Genomic DNA, 17,429 nt, shown 5'->3' with positions numbered 1-17,429 from the left:
CGTCATGCGAATTCACAGATCGCGCAACAATCCTGCCGTTCCCAGCGAAGAACTCAGTTGCCACTCGCGAACCAAAGCTGACCTTGCGTATTCGCAAATCGAGCCGGAACGGGCTAAAAAAATCGTTTGGGTACTAAAAGTACAGCCAAGCAGGGTCCTGATCCGGATTTGTGCTTTGGACACCTCAAGCCGGGTTGCCTACTAGCTCTTTTTGATACCCGAAAAGTGCGGGCAACCCGCCCGTGTGCAGCAAAACGACTTTCTCACCTGGTTTTATCTTTCCACGTTCGATCAGGTCCAGCAAACCGGCGAATGTTTTGGCAGAATAGACCGGGTCTAGAAAAACCCCTTCGGTTCGGGCCATTTTCTCCAAAGCAGCGCGTGTTTTGGCATTCACTTTGCCATAGCCTGGCGGCAAGGCTTCATCCCAAACATCAATCCTATCCTGTAGAAAACCTGCGTCGATTTCCAGCAAGTCCGCAAGATTCTGCAGAACGGTTTTCATTCGAGCCTTTTGCTTTTCGCGATCCCGGCGCACGCAAATCCCAAACACCGAGGCAATGCTTTCTTCCAGCGCCAATCCGGTTACCAAACCGCCATGTGTTGCGCCGCTGCCTGACGGGACAACGACCGCATCGAAATCTGGCATCTGCTGGTACAATTCCTGCCCAGCGACGACATAACCCAGGGCTCCTAGGGGTGGATGATGCAGGCCAAGGTGAATAACGTAAGGTGTGCAACCTTGGGCTTTCAATTCGTCGGCGCGTGCATGCAATGCCGCGTCCGCTCCGGATTCGTCTTCGCCCTCGGGGTAACTCATTTGCTCGGCACCCAGGATTTGTGCCAGGAGTACATTTCCGGACGCATAATACTCTGATCCCATGTCCGGCACACGCTCTTCCAACTGAAGCACCGATTGCATACCCAGTTTGGCCGCTGCGGCGGCTGCAGATCGCACAAAATTGGATTGAACGGCGCCCGTGATCAGAATGGTATCAGCACCTTTTTGCTGCGCATCTCCAAGATAAAATTCAAGCTGCCGTGTTTTGTTACCGCCAAAACTAAGCCCGGTCAGATCATCACGTTTCAGCCAGAGATCGATATCCAGCTCGGCCGATAGGTTGTCCAGGTGCTCCAAAGGTGTTGGGCCAGACATGAGTTGGGCACGTGGAAATCTGTGCAGATTTTCGTTTCGTATCATCGTGTGACCTTTGAGATTAAGCCGTCATATAGGCGCGATAGAACAGAACACAGCAAGCGATCAGTGAAACCACGCGGATCGCTGCTATGACGACCGCCTGTGGCAAGTAGGAACCTGTCGCACGGCCAAGTAAACTTCCGATCAAGGTTATGGCGAGGAACCCCCATACTGACGACCCATACGAGATTGATTGTGCCCCGGACAGATTGTGCAACAAAAATGCGATGCCATATGCCACCAGCGCTATTGGTTGAACCAGCTTTGCCACCTCTTTGGCGGACCGACCCTTTGCAATCAAACCGAACACCATAAGTGGACCCGGGGTTGCCGCCCATACAGTTGCAAGTCCGGACAATCCGGTAACAGCTGAAAACCCGACGTTTCCAATTGAGCCACGCAAGGGGAGCAAGGTTGTAATCAAGCCGATTAACAACAGGCAGGCCGTCAGGGCGAGAACAAACGCCTCGCTCAAAAGGGGATAAACAATGCGGCCAGCAGCCACTCCAACGCAGCATCCAATGACCGCAGTGACGATTATCCGCCGATTGTTTTTCAGAACATGCCGGTCCGTTGCCACCGCTGACACAACGGTGTTTAGCAGAAGCAAAATGGGAACCGCCGTCGGCGTGCCAAGCATAATCATCATGGGTGGCCCCGCAATGATGCTAAATCCGATGCCAACCCCGACTTGCAGCATAGCGCCAACGCAAATAGCGGTCATCAGGATGTACAGTTCAACGGGCACTCAAACTCCTATGGATCGGGGGATTGTTGCAGGGCCACAGGTACCTTGATTGACCAGCTGAGGTCTACTTCAATTCCAACCCACCTACGGCACGGCGCGGTCAGCGCTGCCACGGCATCATTCCAGAGTAAGGTATCCGAGCGGCTACAGAATGCGCCATATGCGCCAGTGTCGTAAGGTCAAAAATGGGAAGCCGCAGTTCTTCCTGAAGGCGCGTGGCATATGGCGGCAGATCTGTACACTCCAATACCAATGACCGAATATCCGGAGCTTCAAGCATAAGACTGCGAGCGGCATCCAAGACCTCGGCTTCGATCAGATCAGTATCCATCCTCGTTCGTGCGTTCCGCAAGATCACCTCGGCGAATTCTGATGTACCTTCCAAGCCCTTCACTGCCACAGGAACACCGGCTGCACCGACACCTTCAAAATGCTGGGGCGTCAGTGCCGATGCATCCGCAGTCAGCACGCCCACTGGGGCGCTGGCCCCGGTCATGTGATAAGCCAGCGGCACCTGGATCAGGCTGGATGCAAAAACAGGAACGGAAACCGCCGCTGCCAATTCCTTTTGAAACAGGGCCAGGAAGCCACAGCTGCCGGTGATGGCACGAACGCCCTCAGCCTCAAGCCGCTTGGCTCCTTCAATGAAGGGGGTCAGTAATTCGGGCGTAGGGTTGTTCAGCAAGGTTGGGACCGTCACGCCATCGATCATCTCATACAGGACCGGAAATGGCAGGCTGGATGGGTTCTTGATATGGCCCGGCGGTTTTGGAAAATAACTTTCAAGGCACAGAACACCGATCGACGCGCCGCATATATTCTGACCGCCTTGGTAAATTGGCATTGTTATTAGACCTTTCTGACTTGAGTGTTCAAAACCTAGCCAACGAAAACGGCGCCATATCGACGTTCGGGCTGCGACCGGATACAAGATCCGCCACAAGCTCACCGGTTTTCGGGGCCATCATTAGCCCGTAATGTGAATGTCCGAACGCGGCATACAGCCCGTCTGAGCCGTTGATCGGCCCGATAGCAGGCAAACTGTCCGGAAATGATGGCCGTCGACCCATCCAGAATCGTGCCTCGCTTGTTTCGAGGTCTGGCAACATCGCCTTTGCCTGTTCGGTCAGGATTTCTTTCTTGCGCGGATCAGCGGGCGCATCGACGCTGCCAAATTCGGCCGTGCCGGCGACTCTCAGGCCGCCCAGCATCGAGCTTGCGACGACCTTTGCGTCCACATCCATGACCGAGTTGTTCAATTGGACTGAACGGTTCGGGAATTCAACGTGGTAGCCGCGCTCGGCAACAAGGGGCACTGGCAACCCAAACGGTTTCAGCAGGTCGGCGGACCACACCCCAGCCGCAAGTATAAGCCTGGGGGCGTGCAGCGTATCCTGTGATGTTGTAATCTGCCAACTTCCATCTTGGGTCTGGATCAACTTGGAGACTTCGGTTTGTACGATCTCGGCCCCTTGCATGCGTGCTTTTTCAGCCAGAACTGCCCCCAGACGTCCTGGTGAGGTTACGCGTGCCTGACCTTTGATCACGATCGCGGCTTTGAATTCTTCTGACAGTGCAGGTTCCAGGCCGCGCAACTCGGCACCATCGACAAGCTCCAGATCGCCTCCTTTTTCCTGACGGATCAGATATCCAAGCCCATTCAGATCAGCCTGCTTCCGGTGGCGAAAAGCGTGAATATAGTAGCTGTCAGTGATCAGGTTTTCGTGCCCGGTGCCTTGGAGATGACGACGATACAGGTCGATAGAAGGGCGGCACAAAAGCTCCATCGCGTCCGAGATTTCGCGCACTGATCTTTCGCCAGAGTTTCCCAAAAACCGCAGCCCCCAGGGGATCATTTTCGGCCAGAAACTGGTTCTGACCGAAAGCGCGCTTCTGGGGTCCAGTAGCATCTGGGGCAGTGATTTCCATATGCCCGGCATCGCTTGCGGAATGATTGACCACGGCGACACTACACCTGCGTTCCCGAAAGAAGTTTCCTGCCCCGGTTGACCGCGGTCAATCAGCCGAACCGGAATGCCGCGCTCTTGTAGCGACAAAGCGCAACAAATGCCGACGATCCCTGCGCCGATAATGGTCACTTGTTCTGTCATGGTTTCACGCCGGTGAGTGACTGCGGTTGCGGGCGATCAGTTGGGTGACGATGACAGGTGATGCCACGGCCAGCGCGATCAGATCAGAAGTCAGGCTGGGCGCGACAAAGATAATCCCAGCGATGGCCAACAGAACGCGCGATGCGAGATTCAACGGACTCAACCAATACCCAACCACAGCCGCCGACAGGGCAATAACCCCGGCGATGCAACTGGTCGCGGTATAGGTGAACTCCCACAGGTTAAACCCGGTTGAGGACACGAATAGCAGCACCGGCGCATAAACAAAGGCCATAGGCGCTATCACTTTGCCCAATCCAAGGGTGAAGGCAGAAAGACCAGTTCGGAACGGGTTCGAGTTCGCAATGGCAGCCGCGGCATAGGCTGAAGTACAGACCGGTGGTGTAATTTCGGACACCACACCATAGTAGAGTACGAAAAGGTGGCTGGCGATGGGTGGAACACCCAGTTGCGCCAGCGCAGGCTGCGCCACTGACACCAGCATGATATACAGCGCGGTGGTCGGAATGCCCGCGCCCATCAAGATACAGACCACGGCGATGAACACCAGTGAGATGAACAATTGTAAGTCTTCCATCGCAAAGAACTGGAAGCTGCCGAACGAGATCATGTTGTACAGATCCGATGCCAGGTTGCCTGCGCCCTGTGTAACCATGAAACCGATGCGGAACCCGATGCCAGTGGTGTTGATCACGCCTACCACGATACCGACCGCAGCAGCGGCGGCGCCCACGGCTAGCGAGTATTTCACACCCAATTCTACCGCCTGTAGCATCTCGGGCACTTCGATGCGTTTCTGAGGGTTCATAGTTGCGACCACCGTCAATCCGCACAGGATTGTTGTCATGGTCAGGTCAAAGCCGCCGTCTGAGAACTTCCACAGTACAAAGCTGAGGAACGCTGCCGCGTAGATCAATGTCGGCGGTTGCCTCAAGCGCGACATGCCCGCGATCACGGCAAGCGAGATTCCACAAAAGGCCGACATGAAGGGCGTATATCCAGTGAACAAGACCACCAACAATCCGATCAGCGGCACTATATTGGCCCAGCCTTCGGCCCAAACTGCCTTGAACTGAGGTAGCTGCTCTTTGGTCAGACCTTTCAAGTTCAGCTTGCGCGCCATCAGGTGCACCACGGCAAAGACGCCAACATAGTGCAGAAGGGCTGGAAAGATCGCTGCAATCACGATCGTGGTATATGGAACCTCGAGGAACTCGGCCATGATAAAGGCGGCGGCCCCCATGATCGGCGGAGTGATCTGACCACCAGCAGAAGATGCTGCTTCGACGCCGCCCGCAAAGTGGCCGGGGTATCCTAGACGCTTCATGTTGGGAATGGTCAGCGCGCCGGTCGAAACGGTGTTGGCCACCGAAGAACCCGAGATCGTGCCGAAGAAGGCCGAGGATACCACCGACACTTTTGCCGGACCGCCGGTATAACGGCCCGCCAAAATAGTTGCATTGTCGATGAACAGCTGCCCCAGCCCCGTACGCTGCGCGATCACGCCAAACAGCACAAAATGAAACACGATGGTCGAAACAACCCAAAGGGTGACGCCATAGATGCCTTCCTGCGGGAAATACATCGACGACACGAAGGTTTTGAAGTTCACGCCGGGATGTTGCAGCAATCCGGGAAAATACGGCCCCAGCAGGGCATATGAGATAAACACACAGATGATCAGGGGCAGCACCCAACCCAAGGTGCGGCGCGCGATGTCCAGCACAAGCAGGATAATGATAACGCCCAAGATCACGTCATAGCTATTGGGGTTACCCATGCGGAACGTCTGTTCCTCGATACCCAGAAAAGGAATGCCGCGCCAGGCGACGCCAACATACAGCGCTGCGATGATCCCCAGCACCATGAAGACCAAGTCGTATAGTGGGATGTTGCCTATGCGAAACCGGCTTACTTTAAGCGCATACAGGCTTTTGGCCCCGATAATCGGGATTGTCGCGTAGACCAGAATGAACAACAGGGCCAGATAAATGCCCATGTGCCAGTGATCGGCAGGCAGGCCAAACCCGGCTGTGAAAAATTCGTAGAATGCAAAGATCAGGGCGACGACGCGCAGAACAATTCCGGTTGTCGGAGTTACCTGCCGGACGGCGGCGCCTTCGTCGAATTGTTCTTCGATTGCAGCCAGTTCCTCGGCTGTCAGCTCGTGGTCATCAAGCTTTTGTGTCACGGACATGATGGCCCCCTGATTGCGCGTATTTTGAGTACCCGGTGCTCAGATCTGAGCACCGGACATTTAAGTTTCGTGAGACAGAGTTACTGAAGAAGCCCGGCTTCTTTGTAGAACTTCTCGGCACCCGGATGCAGCGGAACACCCAGCGCCTCGACGCCGTCCAACGCCGTGTCCGGTGTGATCTGCTTGCCCTTGGCATGGCCGTTATCCAGCAGCTTGCGAGTGTTGTCATTCCACAGAGCTTTGGTCATCTGATAGACCAGATCATCGGACAGGTCCGAGGATACAACCAGCATCGCGCTTACTGCGGGGGTCTTCGTATCCGCGTCAATACCTTCATAGACACCGCCAGGGATGGCCGAAGGGATATAAGCCGGAATAATCTCATTGATTTTGGCCAGATCCTCATCGCTGAACGAGTGCAGATTCATACCTTTGGTCGAAGACAGCTGCACCATCGCTGCAACCGGCCAGCCTGCGGCATAGAAATAGGCATCAAGCTGACCATCGGCCAGACGTTCGGCGCTCTGACTATTGTTCAGCTCGGCCTCATCCATGTTGTCACGGTTAACGCCCCAAGCATCCAGCATCTGCAAAACGGCAACCTGCGTGCCAGAACCAGCTTGCGCGATACCAACGCGCTTGCCTTCCAAATCACTCAGATCGTTGATCGTCGAGTTGGCCGGCAGAACAAGGTGCAGGTCTTCGGGGAACAGGTTGGCCACGATGCGCAGTTTCGGATGCGGTTTGCCTTCGAATTTGCCTTCGCCCATATACATCGAACGCGTGACGTCAGCTGCAGCAAGACCCGCCTCAAGCTCACCGTTTTCAACGGCAGCGTTGTTGAAGACCGATGCAGTGGTGGATTGCGCAATTGCGATCAGCCCCGGAACACCGCACTGGCCACCTTCTTCACACGGGCGAGAGCCCGGAGGTGCTGAGATACCATTGGCGATGGTGCCACCGATGGGGAAGTAGGTGCCGCCAGCACCACCGGTGCCGATACGGAAGAACGTTGGGTCCTGCGCCAGCGCGGGGGCTACCAGCGCGCCCGCCAATGCAAGACCAGTCAAGCATTTCACAAATTTCATTATCATCTCCCTTGTTGGAATTTCGGTTTTGGTTTTCCCAAACTTCGATCCTGCAAGCGTAGAGACAAACTTCATAAATACAAATTTGTTATATTTCACTAAACTAAAGTTTTGCTTATGTTTGAGAATATGAACCTAACTCAGCTAACCGTATTTCGTGAGGTGATGGAGACCGGCTCCATCTCTCAAACCGCCAAGAAACTAAATCGCACGCAGCCTGCAATCAGTCTTGCGTTGAAAAACCTTGAAAAATCTCTGGGCCTGATGCTGTTCGAACGTAAAGGACGGCGTTTGGTGCCGGTTCCCGAAGCGCATTATCTTTTGGCAGAAACGACAGGCATTCTTGACCGCCTCGCGTCGATCTCCAACACCATGGAAGGTCTCATCAAAGGGCATGCCGGAAGCTTGAATATTGCAACGATGCCTGGTCCATCTGCCTTTTTGTTCCCGCGTTTCATAAGCCAGTCAGTTGGCGAAAACCCCGAAATTCGCATAACACTTTCCACTCGCAGCTCACCTCAGATTATGGAGCTTGCGGGATCACAAAACATCGACTTCGGCTTTGCTGACTTCGAGCATTCAACCGGTAAAGAACCCCAATACTCCGCCGAGCTTATCCAGGCAGATTGCTTCTGTGCCCTTGATCGCGATCATCCGCTATCATCGCGCCAGAGCTTGGCCTTATCAGACCTGGATAGAACGCCAATGGGCGGCCTGCATCCTTCACACCCGTTTCAACGAAAAATCCGGCAGGAGTTTGAAAATGTTGCCGCTGAATACAACCCAACGGTAACTTGCCAGTACTTTCTGCCATTAATCCCCTTTGTGAGTTCAGGACAGTGTTGCAGCATCGTAGATCCGCTGACAGTTGCGACTGAGCGTGAACTTAACTTCTCGAATGGCAAAGTGGTTTTCTTACCCTTTACGAAACCGCTCAGATATGAGTATGCCATCCTCGAACCAAACCACCGACCACCGTCCCAATTGGCATTACAGACCAAAGCGGGATGGAAGGCAGAAGTGTTGAGGATGTTGGATGGTGTGAAGGCAAACCCACTTTCCTTTTGGGTAGATGAAGCAGGGACAGAACATAATAGATCACAATAGACCTTACGATCTGAAAACCAATTTTTGTGTTTGGCTACTGCGTGACCAAAAGCCGACATTCATGCATGTTGCAGCATTCGTGACTTTGGGCTCACTACGGACCTCGGAGACAGCGCAGCATCCATGCGATAAACGACCTGGGCACGGTCAGTCCGGCCCCAAGCGGACACCCAGCAGGCGTTTTTGATGCTGCAGTCGCAGCCCGCTTTGCGGTCATTCGCCGCATAAGCAACATCAGGGCAAGATCAAACTCACGCTCTGTGGACGGATCTGACATACCCCTATTCCCTTTGAACGACCGCTACAGATATCTGAAGAAGAGTTCCAAGTCAGCCGTCAACGGTTGCGTTTTGCGTCTATTCTTCCTATCTCCACGTCACCTGTAATGGAGATTTCATGTCCCGGTAAGGAAGGGAGGCAGCGCGCCTCCCGGAGCACATGCAACACCTGAAATATTGCCGTCGCTTTGTAGCTGACGGACAATCTTGATCTGCTCACTCGTTTCCTACCATCAGTGCCCAAATTTGATCTAGGCCAGAGACATGAAAGTGCACACCCTATGACAAGAGATTACTCGGACTTCCTTCCGCGTAGCGCGCGCGACGCCCAATCACACCCCAAACTCAGCCCTCTTCAGGCACTGGGATGGCAACCCTTCTTCGCCCAGCAAATCAGCGTGGGCGAGCTAACATCGACACCTCCCGTTCGCGTTGTCGAAGTGCATCGCAGTGGGCTGCACGCCCTTGGAGACAACATTGATGTTGTACTTCCTCCCAGAGCGGATGTGACCGTCGGGGACTGGCTGATGCTGGATCCTTCGCACCCGCGATCCAGTCGGGTTCTCGAGCGCACGAGCCTCATCAAGCGGCGTGCGCCCGGCACCGACAGGCAGGAACAGCTGATTGCGGCGAACATTGATACGGCCTTTATCGTCACGTCCTGCAATCAGGACTTCAAGGTGGCACGGTTGGAACGCTATGCCGCTCTGGCGTTTGAGGCACGGATCACGCCTGTCATCGTCATCACAAAGACCGACCTTGTGCCGGACCCGAAAAGCTACATTGACGCGGCGCGCGCGGTGTCGGACATGATCGACGTGGTTGCGCTTGACGCCCGTGGAGACGCGCCCCGGACAGAGCTGACCCCATGGTGCAAGCCCGGCAAGACGGTGGCGTTCCTCGGCTCGTCCGGTGTTGGGAAATCGACGCTGGCCAATGCGTTGCTTGAGAGCCAATCCATCGAGACCCAGACCATTCGCGAGGACGACGCGAAGGGTCGGCATACGACGACGCGGCGTGAGCTTCATGCGATGCCCAATGGCTGTCTGATCCTTGACACGCCCGGCATGCGGGAATTGCAGCTCACCGATGCGGCGGACGGGATCAATGATCTCTTTGCTGACATTCAGGAGTTGGCCGCGCGCTGTCGATTCAACGACTGTCAGCACGAAACCGAGCCGGGATGCGCTGTTCTGGAGGCTGTTGATGTGGGTATTCTCGATGCCCATCGGCTTGGCAGATGGCGCAAGCTCATGGCGGAGGACGCGTTCAACTCGGCGAGCCTTGCGGAACGCAGGTCGCGCGACAAGGCGTTCGGAAAAATGGTGCGCGGCGTCAAGAAAATCAAAGTTGTCAGGAGGTAAGACGATGACGCAGTCGAAAGCGGGTCAAATCGTATGGCACGACCTTTTCACATCGGTCAGGGCGTGTTCGATGGCATTTTACCAGCACGTCGCCAACTGGACGTATGAAGTCGAGCGGGCGACGGATTTTGCCTGGGGAGGCGGTGCGCAGGATTTCGTCCTCGCACTCTCCGGGGACGAAGCGGGTGCGGGGTTGGCCGAGACGCCTGCCGGGCAGGAAAATGGCTGGATCGCTTACATCGAGGTTCCCGACGTGGCCGCGGCGGTCAGGCGCGTCGCCACGCTCGGAGGCAAGATCATTCGGGAGCCATTCGAGGTACCGGGTGTCGGTCGCAATGCACTGCTGCGCGATCCGCTCGGTGCTCTGGTCGGGATTTCGCTGACCCGGCACAGCTTCCCTGTTCCGCGTCGGCAGTTCGGCCCAGACGTGTACGTCGGCAATGGGACTGACTTCCCGCTGGCGTTCTATGCAGACCTTTTTGGATGGCAGGTCTCTCCCGAGCAGGACACGGATTGTCTCGCACTCCTCAGGCCTGGGGGCGATCTTGTTGCACGCCAACATGCCGCGACCTGGCCAACCGGTTCAAATGCAGCTTGGGTCCCGTGCATCAAGGTTGCTTCAGTCTCCCATGCCTGCCGTGCTGCAGAAGCCAAAGGGGCGCGTCCGGCTTCTGTAGATTTGAATGAAACCGTTCAAGCCCATAACCCTATCCTGTGTGATCCAGACGGCGCGCCGTTTGCTTTTGGCATCGAATAGACGACCACTTTCTAACAGGTCGCCAATTCTTCACAGGAACTGCAGAGCGGATATTTGTTCGTTCTGCAGCATGCGTGACTCAGGGCTCAGAGCTTCCATCGGAGCAACCGCAGCATCTTGCTGACAGGCACGCCAGCTCAGATGAGGACGGCCCAAAGCCGACATCCGACCCAGTCTCTCGATGCTGCGGTCGCAGTCCGCATTGCCGACATTCGCCGTAAGAGCATAACCTGATGTGGGTCGAACTCACAGATCGCGGACTTTCCGGTCATTCGGTTTTCGAAAGTCGCTGAAGCAGCAACCCTTCGCGGGTGCAGCGTGGCTCTTGCGCCGGCGCAGCAGTTTTCCGTTTCCGGTCATTCGGAAGCGCGTGTGGAGCAGGATATCAAATCAACCACTCACTGCGCGCCTGCTGGAGAAGCAAGACTCGGACAGAGCGTTCATTTACTGCGGTCCAAAATTGATATGCTCGTCCGAAGTCAACGGACGAGCATATGGGAAATCACGCAAGAACTGCAACAGTTCCTTCGAGTGTGCGCTGTAGTTTGCAATAGGTCAAACCGGTGACTTAACACCGATAGTTTCCAAGTTTGGCTTTAGGCGTTTCTTTGCTTCGGTTATGAGTGTCGCTGAGGTCCCGAAATCCGAAAACGGAGTAAAGTGGCAGTTCTCCTTCAAGCGTCTACTCATTCCCGCCACCATTTTCTGCGATGTGCCCAAGCGCACTTCTGAACGCTTTTGGCCAATATTTTTTGAAAACCGCTCGTGTCGAGCGCCTAGGATTGCGTGTACTTATACTTGCAGCTCGTATTCTCCATCGACGGTCACTTCACCGTTTGCCGCAAAAGCGCAGGCTTCTTCGAGAGACGACGTCACCGTGCCGGATACCGAAAACTTTTGTTGAATCGCGATTTTCTTCATGAGGTATTGGCGTGCGCCGATTTTGATTTCGAGGTCCAGTCGCGCCACGGCAAGGTCAATCAGGGATTTGATATAGGTGCTGATCTTTTCCATGACCGCGTTCACGACGACCTTCGCCCGTTCGCCAAGCGCTGAGGTCATTTCCGAAATCTTTTCCCGGGTCCGCTCTATAATCGGACCGGCGGCGTCCATACCTGATTGGACCGCGGACCGGATAGCGCCTTCGGCGAAGTCCCAGATCCGACGGATCCAGGTGTCTTCGTCGGTGTCTACAACCGTGTTGAGGACACCGACAGAGTATTTCATGCTATCACCAAAGTGGGTGGCACGCGATAGTGCCTCGTCGTGCAAGTCTTCTGTCAGCGTCAACGGTATCATGTTTTGTCCTCAAATCTGGGCGTCGCCGGGATGATGTCCCATAGGCCCGCACGTTCTTGAAATAAGCCAGTCACTCCTGTCACAATACGCATTTTCGCAGTCTCAAGCCATGTCGAAGCAGCTGGTGCGATGCCTGTCCGGAAAAACGCTTCGATTACCTCTTCGCGTTGATAAGTGACATCGCTGGTCATATCGTCAAAGCCGCCCTTTGCGACGGCGCGGGACCGGTTTTCATCGCAGAGCAACGCTTGCAACAAGTCTGCCGCGCAGTCTCGCTGCCGGTTCAACCGCGCAGTCTTTTGCGCGTCGTCATCCAGCAAGCCGGTGGCCTTTGCTGCCACACGGTCTGTCCATGTTATGAGTGGCACGGCTACCGGTTGATCGCCCAAAACCCACTCGTCCTGGTTTTGCACCCAAGCCAGGGTACGACGGGCGCCTTCATGTCCGCGTGCGACAACTTCGATCTCTGACTGTCGGGCAGGATGGTTCAAAACCCGTTCTCGCACCCAATCTTTCCGAACCGGATGCTCCGCCAGGCTGGATTGCAACAGCTGGTCGAGGAACTGGTTGGCGCCCGTGACAAAAAACCAATCCCCATATTGCAGCGTGAGAAAGTGCATGCCGGCCATTTCGGGACTGCCGTAGACCATGCCATTGATGTCCACGATGCGCCGCACTTTCAGCCGCGGCACGCCGGTTTCATCCCAATGGCGTCTGATCTCATCGAGGTCCCTGGCGGAGATTAACCTGGCGAAGGAATTGTAACTCGACCGGCCGGTTTCCACGTGAACCTCGGTTGTGCGCAAGCTAAGCCCGAGCATGATATCGCTGGTGTAAGGATCGACGTTGATGTGAAAGAGCGCATCCGTTTGGCCAATAGGCAAAAGAAATCCGCGGGACATGACAGCAAAGTCATCGATCACATCGCTTTCGGGATCAGAATGCAAGGCGTGCAGTGTTTTGACACCTTCTGTGGCGACGGCCACAACATGCTGGACATCGGGCGGGTCTTCGACCTGCTCGCGGCGCTCAGTCATAAGTGACATCTGAGCTTCTCGCCGCTGCCGTCGCCCCAGTTCAAGAAACAACTCCATATCACGAGCCGGCGTTGTATCGCTGGGTTGGATCCGCCCTTTCCGGTACCGGGTCGTTGGCTCACGCTTGTCGGGATCGGTCGGCTTGAAGAAATATGCGAGGTCCTCAGGCGGCAGGCCGGCGAGACCACAGACCCAGCGCTTCATCATGTGTTGCGCCGCAACGTGAAACTCCTCGGTCGGCAAGGACAAATCCGGGATGGCATCTTCATATGTCCCAAATCGAGCAGTGTGCTGCAGCAGATTGAACGCCATAGATCCGGATATCTCGGCGGAATGCGTTTGGCGCCAGGCGCTTACGACGGATCGCACGGCAATGTAGCCGGCAAAGTAGACTGCATTCTCTGTCCGCAACACCGCTGCGAGGTGGGACTTGGCCTCTTGCTGCAGTGTTTCGGCAGTGGCCGCGTCAAAGTCCTCGACAAAAGCGCCATGGGATTGCGCCAGGGATTCCGAGGTGAATGTCTCGCCGGGATTGAAATCCACCAGATTTCGCAGGCATCGTGTCAGAATAGTATCGGTGTGCCGGTCGCGCTGCGGGTCAGCCGCCGTTTCGGCATAAACCGCAATACCTTCAAGCCAGGGCGTCCAGACATCCTGCAGGATCTGCGCTTTTGCCGCTAATTCGAGGCAGATTTCCGCCTGCCGCAGTGCCAGAGAGCTAGTCCCGCGCCGGGGCGCCAACCCCTTTTGCGCAACAAACGCCCCCATGAAATCGCCTTGTGTGATGTCTACGCCATCCAAGCCCCAAAGCCCCATTTCGGCGCGGTACAACGCGGTGCGCAAGGCTGTCAGCGCCCACCCTAAACCACCGTTCAAGGTGATCGCATGGGTCACTTCATGCGAGAGCTGCAATAGTTGCTTGCCAAAGGACCGGTCGCGCAAGAACGATCGATTGTGCGGAACACACCGGAAGATCGCCGGGTGCTGTATCGTGCGGGTGATCCAATCCGCCGAGACCGATGTCTTCAGCTCGTCAGCCGTCAGATCGAACCAGCGATCATCCACGAGCGAGAGGAAATTCAATTCGGCAGGCAGCCTGTCTTTCCATGTTTGGGTCGCTTCGTCCTCAAATCGCGACAGCGCGTAGATTTCGGTGACATCCGCATTCGGCGGCATCAACCCTACCCGTTCTTCTTCCGAATAGAACCGAAGCAGCGTGAGCAAGAGCGGCCGAAGGTCAGAAAAATGGTCGAACAAGCGCCACAATTGATCGAGGCAATTTCTCAGAAAAGGCTCTTCCACGCCTTCAAGACGACTGACGGCGATTTCGCTCAGTGCAAAGGCTTCGGCTCTCCGCATTGGGTTTTTGACCGCAGCATTTCTCACGGCATGCGCAAGGAAAAACGCGCAGGTGGCAATCTGGTGCATGCGTTGCGCCTTTTCCGCCAAGGCGAGCGCAAATCTGCCGACCGGCTCTCCGAAATCCGGTGCGTTTCGCAAGATATCCATGGCCATAGACGCGAGGTTGTAGGCAAGGTCAGCCTCGCCGAGATCCAACAGGACTCTGGCATGATGAAAGCAGGCGTTTCCAAGCGCCAGTTCTTCGGGTCTGTCCGAGAAATCGATCTCTGTTTCCGACAGGCGAACGGCGACCGACACGGCGCTGTCAAGCAGCGGCGTGAAGCGACAGACACTCTCCTGCGCGGCTATCCGGTAAACCGTGACGGCTCGTGCAGCATCGGAGGAAAAATGATCAATTTTTCCAATGAATAAACGCAGAAAATTGGCCCAGTACCCAGCTGTGGGCGGCGTCGAAGATTGAATGGCTTCGATAAAGTACTTTTCAAAAAGAGTCGCGTACACCGGGCGATCGTCACTTAAGGCGGCTTCCATCGCGACCGTGTCTTCCGCCGAAATTGGTATCAAAGCTAAGGATCGGTCGATTTCCTTAATGAACAACTCCCTATAGCCTTGGATTGCCATTTGTGTCGCTTCCTGGTTTGCGCTACTCGGTACGTATCGTTACGGCCTTCCTTGGATTGAGCAAGTTGCTTCAAGGAGCGGCCAGAAATTCTCGAAAAAGATCTCTTCAGAGAATTGGAAACGCGCAAGGTATTCGAAGGGCCGCCCTTCCTCGACCCGCAAATTGCTGTCCAAGTCCTCGCTGCGCCAAGGTCGAATGGCGGCTATCTCTTTGGACTTGCATCGCTGCAATTCGAGCAGCTGCAGCGATTTTCATGTTGTGAGCGCGCGCAGCGAAAATCCAAGACTTCCGCTTTGGGCTCTATCGCGGACCTTGGAGGCAGCGCGGCATGCTGTGATAAAATTTTCCAGTCAACGTCGGGTTGTCGTTGTGGGCGGGCATGGCGGATCGGAGGATCAACCATGGAAACACCAAACTTACCTGCCATTCGTGCTCTTCGCCCAGCCTGGAACAAAGGACGCATCGTCGGCCAGAAGCGACCGCTGAAACCAAAACATGTCTGGGCAATCCGAGTTCGCCTCGAGCTTGCCGAAAATCATCGCGATCTTGCGCTCTTCAACATGGCAATCGACAGTAAGCTTCGCGGCTGCGATCTGGTGAAGATGAAGGTCGCCGATGTCATGTCATCGGGTCAGATTAAGGAACGGGCTTCGGTCCTTCAAAGCAAGACGCAGAAACCCGTGCGCTTTGAGATATCAGAGGGCACACGTGCCTCTGTTGAGAAGTGGATGGAAGATGAGCTGATGGTCGGTTCGGAGTACCTTTGGCCCGGCCGGTTTCATGAACGCCTGTACATCTCGACACGCCAATATGCACGGATTGTCCGCGATTGGGTCACGTCGATCGGCCTCGAAGCAAGCGCCTACGGCACCCATTCCATGAGGAGAACCAAGGTCACTCAGATCTACAAGAAGACCGGAAACCTACGCGCTGTTCAGCTTCTGCTTGGCCATACTAAGATGGACAGTACAGTCCGGTATCTCGGCGTCGAACTCGAGGATGCCCTAGCAATCGCCGAAGCGATAGAGATCTAAAGTCAACGGGCCGCTCTCGCGGGCGGCCCAAACCAGCCGTTCATCGCGAGATAAGTTGCCGCATTGCAGCTTCCCCAAAGCGGAAGTTGATCGATTGCGCAGCATTTCCAACATTAACGTACACTCATCGGACAAAACGAACTCGTGCAAGCGCAGCTTCAACTATTGCCACGCGACCTTACTTGCTCCGGGTTCGGCGCTTTTGCACCTGTTAATCGCCACCACTTCGGCGCTTCGCAACGTCTGACAGACCCCGGGCCAGCAGGTCGAATACGATCCGGATACGACGGCTGGTCTGTAACTCCCGATGGGTGACCAGCCAGATTGGAAACTCAAGCGAAGGGAAATCCGGCAAGACCTTCTCTATGCCAGATTCAGCCTCGCCCAACGTTTCGGGCTGCATAGAGACGCCGTAGCCCGCTTTCACCAATTCCCATGCGACGACACCGCTCTCGCTCGACATCACGAAGCTCTCTGCGCGAACGGGCACGCCCATGTTGTGCAGTGGGGCCATTAGCCTCTCTGGGTCGGCATTGCCGACGAAATCGAGTGCAGCCACATCGCGCGGAGTCCGTGGGCGGCTTGCACGATCGAGATAGTCGGTCGCGGCATAGAGAGTGGCGCGAAAGTCGCCCAAGTGCCGTGCGATCAGGTCCGGCTGATCTGGGCGGACGTGGCGTATCGCGATGTCTGCCTCGCGCTGCGTCAAATTCTGCATCTCACTCGACGCGAGAATGCGGACGCGGATGCCCGGCGCCATCTGTCTCAACGGCTTGAGCACGCCCGGCAGGATCGCTGCTGACAAGAGGTCCGTTCCCGTGACCGTGACCTCTCCGGTGACATCCTGAGATTTACCGTCGGCCACCATCGAGATGAGCGTCGCAGCCTCGCCCATCGTGCGCATGTGATCAATCAGGTCGCGCCCTGCTTCCGTCAAGGTAAGACCACGGACGCTGCGTTCTACCAACGTGACGCCAAGTGCCTCCTCCAACGCACCGATCTGCCGCCCTATCGTCGGCTGCGTTGTCTTCAGCACGCGCGCCGCGCCGCTGAACGAGCCTTCCTCCGCTGTCGCGAGGAAGGCGCGTACCTGGTTCCAATCGAAGGAAACGGCCTGCCAGTTCATTCATGAGCGTATAGCAGGTGGACGAATTTAAGCAATCGACCTTTTATGAGCGCATGGATGATACCGGATGCGAAACGAGA

Annotated in this window: 14 protein-coding genes; 5 read left to right on the top strand and 9 right to left on the bottom strand. The window is 55.7% G+C overall.

Annotation, left to right across the window (positions count from 1 at the left end; translation table 11 throughout):
• Positions 1 to 184: 184 nt before the first annotated feature.
• The 6 genes from AC2FH6_RS16405 to AC2FH6_RS16380 all read right to left on the bottom strand — a co-directional run bounded on the left by AC2FH6_RS16405 (position 185) and on the right by AC2FH6_RS16380 (position 7,363).
• A complete protein-coding gene (locus tag AC2FH6_RS16405) occupies positions 185 to 1,156 on the bottom strand; it encodes a D-cysteine desulfhydrase family protein (RefSeq protein WP_496703646.1) in 972 nt (323 codons plus the stop codon).
• 61 nt (positions 1,157 to 1,217) lie between these two features.
• Positions 1,218 to 1,946 carry a TSUP family transporter gene (locus AC2FH6_RS16400; RefSeq protein WP_496697293.1) on the bottom strand — a complete coding sequence of 243 codons (729 nt, stop codon included), beginning with the start codon at positions 1,944 to 1,946 and terminating at the stop codon, positions 1,218 to 1,220.
• A gap of 100 nt (positions 1,947 to 2,046) precedes the next feature.
• Entirely contained in the window at positions 2,047 to 2,790 is a 744-nt protein-coding gene (locus tag AC2FH6_RS16395; RefSeq protein ID WP_496697294.1) for an aspartate/glutamate racemase family protein, read from the bottom strand.
• A 28-nt stretch (positions 2,791 to 2,818) separates the two neighbouring features.
• Positions 2,819 to 4,057 carry an NAD(P)/FAD-dependent oxidoreductase gene (locus tag AC2FH6_RS16390; protein WP_496703643.1) on the bottom strand — a complete coding sequence of 413 codons (1,239 nt, stop codon included), beginning with the start codon at positions 4,055 to 4,057 and terminating at the stop codon, positions 2,819 to 2,821.
• A 4-nt stretch (positions 4,058 to 4,061) separates the two neighbouring features.
• Positions 4,062 to 6,275 (bottom strand): TRAP transporter permease, encoded by a 2,214-nt coding sequence (locus tag AC2FH6_RS16385; protein ID WP_496703641.1) that lies wholly within the window; start codon positions 6,273 to 6,275, stop codon positions 4,062 to 4,064.
• An 80-nt stretch (positions 6,276 to 6,355) separates the two neighbouring features.
• Positions 6,356 to 7,363, bottom strand: a complete 1,008-nt coding sequence (locus AC2FH6_RS16380) for a TAXI family TRAP transporter solute-binding subunit (protein ID WP_496703639.1) — start codon at positions 7,361 to 7,363, stop codon at positions 6,356 to 6,358.
• A 117-nt stretch (positions 7,364 to 7,480) separates the two neighbouring features.
• Between AC2FH6_RS16380 and AC2FH6_RS16375 the strand changes: the two genes are divergently transcribed.
• The 3 genes from AC2FH6_RS16375 to AC2FH6_RS16365 all read left to right on the top strand — a co-directional run bounded on the left by AC2FH6_RS16375 (position 7,481) and on the right by AC2FH6_RS16365 (position 10,869).
• Complete coding sequence (locus AC2FH6_RS16375; RefSeq protein WP_496703637.1) at positions 7,481 to 8,470, top strand: LysR family transcriptional regulator; 990 nt, start codon at positions 7,481 to 7,483, stop codon at positions 8,468 to 8,470.
• A gap of 559 nt (positions 8,471 to 9,029) precedes the next feature.
• Complete coding sequence (gene rsgA / locus AC2FH6_RS16370) at positions 9,030 to 10,112, top strand: ribosome small subunit-dependent GTPase A (protein WP_496703634.1); 1,083 nt, start codon at positions 9,030 to 9,032, stop codon at positions 10,110 to 10,112.
• A 4-nt stretch (positions 10,113 to 10,116) separates the two neighbouring features.
• Positions 10,117 to 10,869, top strand: a complete 753-nt coding sequence (locus AC2FH6_RS16365; RefSeq protein ID WP_496703632.1) for a VOC family protein — start codon at positions 10,117 to 10,119, stop codon at positions 10,867 to 10,869.
• Positions 10,870 to 11,661: 792 nt separating this feature from the next.
• On the opposite strand, the gene AC2FH6_RS16360 is transcribed toward AC2FH6_RS16365, so the two are convergent.
• Both AC2FH6_RS16360 and AC2FH6_RS16355 read right to left on the bottom strand, forming a co-directional pair.
• On the bottom strand, positions 11,662 to 12,168 hold the full coding sequence (locus AC2FH6_RS16360; protein ID WP_496703631.1) for a hypothetical protein: 507 nt from the start codon (positions 12,166 to 12,168) through the stop codon (positions 11,662 to 11,664).
• Positions 12,165 to 14,381 carry a hypothetical protein gene (locus tag AC2FH6_RS16355; protein WP_496703629.1) on the bottom strand — a complete coding sequence of 739 codons (2,217 nt, stop codon included), beginning with the start codon at positions 14,379 to 14,381 and terminating at the stop codon, positions 12,165 to 12,167. The genes AC2FH6_RS16360 and AC2FH6_RS16355 overlap by 4 nt, the downstream gene beginning before the upstream one ends.
• Positions 14,382 to 14,450: 69 nt before the next feature.
• Between AC2FH6_RS16355 and AC2FH6_RS16350 the strand changes: the two genes are divergently transcribed.
• Both AC2FH6_RS16350 and AC2FH6_RS16345 read left to right on the top strand, forming a co-directional pair.
• Positions 14,451 to 14,978: a hypothetical protein gene (locus AC2FH6_RS16350; RefSeq protein ID WP_496702858.1), complete on the top strand. Its 528-nt coding sequence runs from the start codon at positions 14,451 to 14,453 to the stop codon at positions 14,976 to 14,978.
• A gap of 612 nt (positions 14,979 to 15,590) precedes the next feature.
• Positions 15,591 to 16,223 carry a tyrosine-type recombinase/integrase gene (locus tag AC2FH6_RS16345; protein WP_171329876.1) on the top strand — a complete coding sequence of 211 codons (633 nt, stop codon included), beginning with the start codon at positions 15,591 to 15,593 and terminating at the stop codon, positions 16,221 to 16,223.
• A 211-nt stretch (positions 16,224 to 16,434) separates the two neighbouring features.
• Here the strand turns inward: AC2FH6_RS16345 and AC2FH6_RS16340 are convergent, their stop codons facing one another.
• Entirely contained in the window at positions 16,435 to 17,349 is a 915-nt protein-coding gene (locus tag AC2FH6_RS16340) for a LysR family transcriptional regulator (protein ID WP_171329874.1), read from the bottom strand.
• Between the last annotated feature and the right edge of the window lie 80 nt (positions 17,350 to 17,429).

The organism is Ruegeria sp. CDSC045, from assembly GCF_059610725.1.
The sequence above is the reverse complement of the archived record's forward strand: the minus strand, read 5'-3'. Positions and strand labels throughout refer to the sequence as shown.

Excerpts from the sequence above, each read along its gene's own strand:
- AC2FH6_RS16405 (WP_496703646.1), bottom strand. The coding sequence starts at position 1,156 with ATGTCTGGCCCAACACCTTTGGAGCACCTGGACAACCTATCGGCCGAG.
- AC2FH6_RS16395 (WP_496697294.1), bottom strand. The coding sequence starts at position 2,790 with ATGCCAATTTACCAAGGCGGTCAGAATATATGCGGCGCGTCGATCGGT.
- AC2FH6_RS16390 (WP_496703643.1), bottom strand. The coding sequence starts at position 4,057 with ATGACAGAACAAGTGACCATTATCGGCGCAGGGATCGTCGGCATTTGT.
- AC2FH6_RS16385 (WP_496703641.1), bottom strand. The coding sequence starts at position 6,275 with ATGTCCGTGACACAAAAGCTTGATGACCACGAGCTGACAGCCGAGGAA.
- AC2FH6_RS16380 (WP_496703639.1), bottom strand. The coding sequence starts at position 7,363 with ATGAAATTTGTGAAATGCTTGACTGGTCTTGCATTGGCGGGCGCGCTG.
- AC2FH6_RS16375 (WP_496703637.1), top strand. The coding sequence starts at position 7,481 with ATGTTTGAGAATATGAACCTAACTCAGCTAACCGTATTTCGTGAGGTG.
- rsgA (WP_496703634.1), top strand. The coding sequence starts at position 9,030 with ATGACAAGAGATTACTCGGACTTCCTTCCGCGTAGCGCGCGCGACGCC.
- AC2FH6_RS16365 (WP_496703632.1), top strand. The coding sequence starts at position 10,117 with ATGACGCAGTCGAAAGCGGGTCAAATCGTATGGCACGACCTTTTCACA.
- AC2FH6_RS16360 (WP_496703631.1), bottom strand. The coding sequence starts at position 12,168 with ATGATACCGTTGACGCTGACAGAAGACTTGCACGACGAGGCACTATCG.
- AC2FH6_RS16355 (WP_496703629.1), bottom strand. The coding sequence starts at position 14,381 with ATGCCGCCGAATGCGGATGTCACCGAAATCTACGCGCTGTCGCGATTT.
- AC2FH6_RS16350 (WP_496702858.1), top strand. The coding sequence starts at position 14,451 with ATGGTCGAACAAGCGCCACAATTGATCGAGGCAATTTCTCAGAAAAGG.
- AC2FH6_RS16345 (WP_171329876.1), top strand. The coding sequence starts at position 15,591 with ATGGAAACACCAAACTTACCTGCCATTCGTGCTCTTCGCCCAGCCTGG.
- AC2FH6_RS16340 (WP_171329874.1), bottom strand. The coding sequence starts at position 17,349 with ATGAACTGGCAGGCCGTTTCCTTCGATTGGAACCAGGTACGCGCCTTC.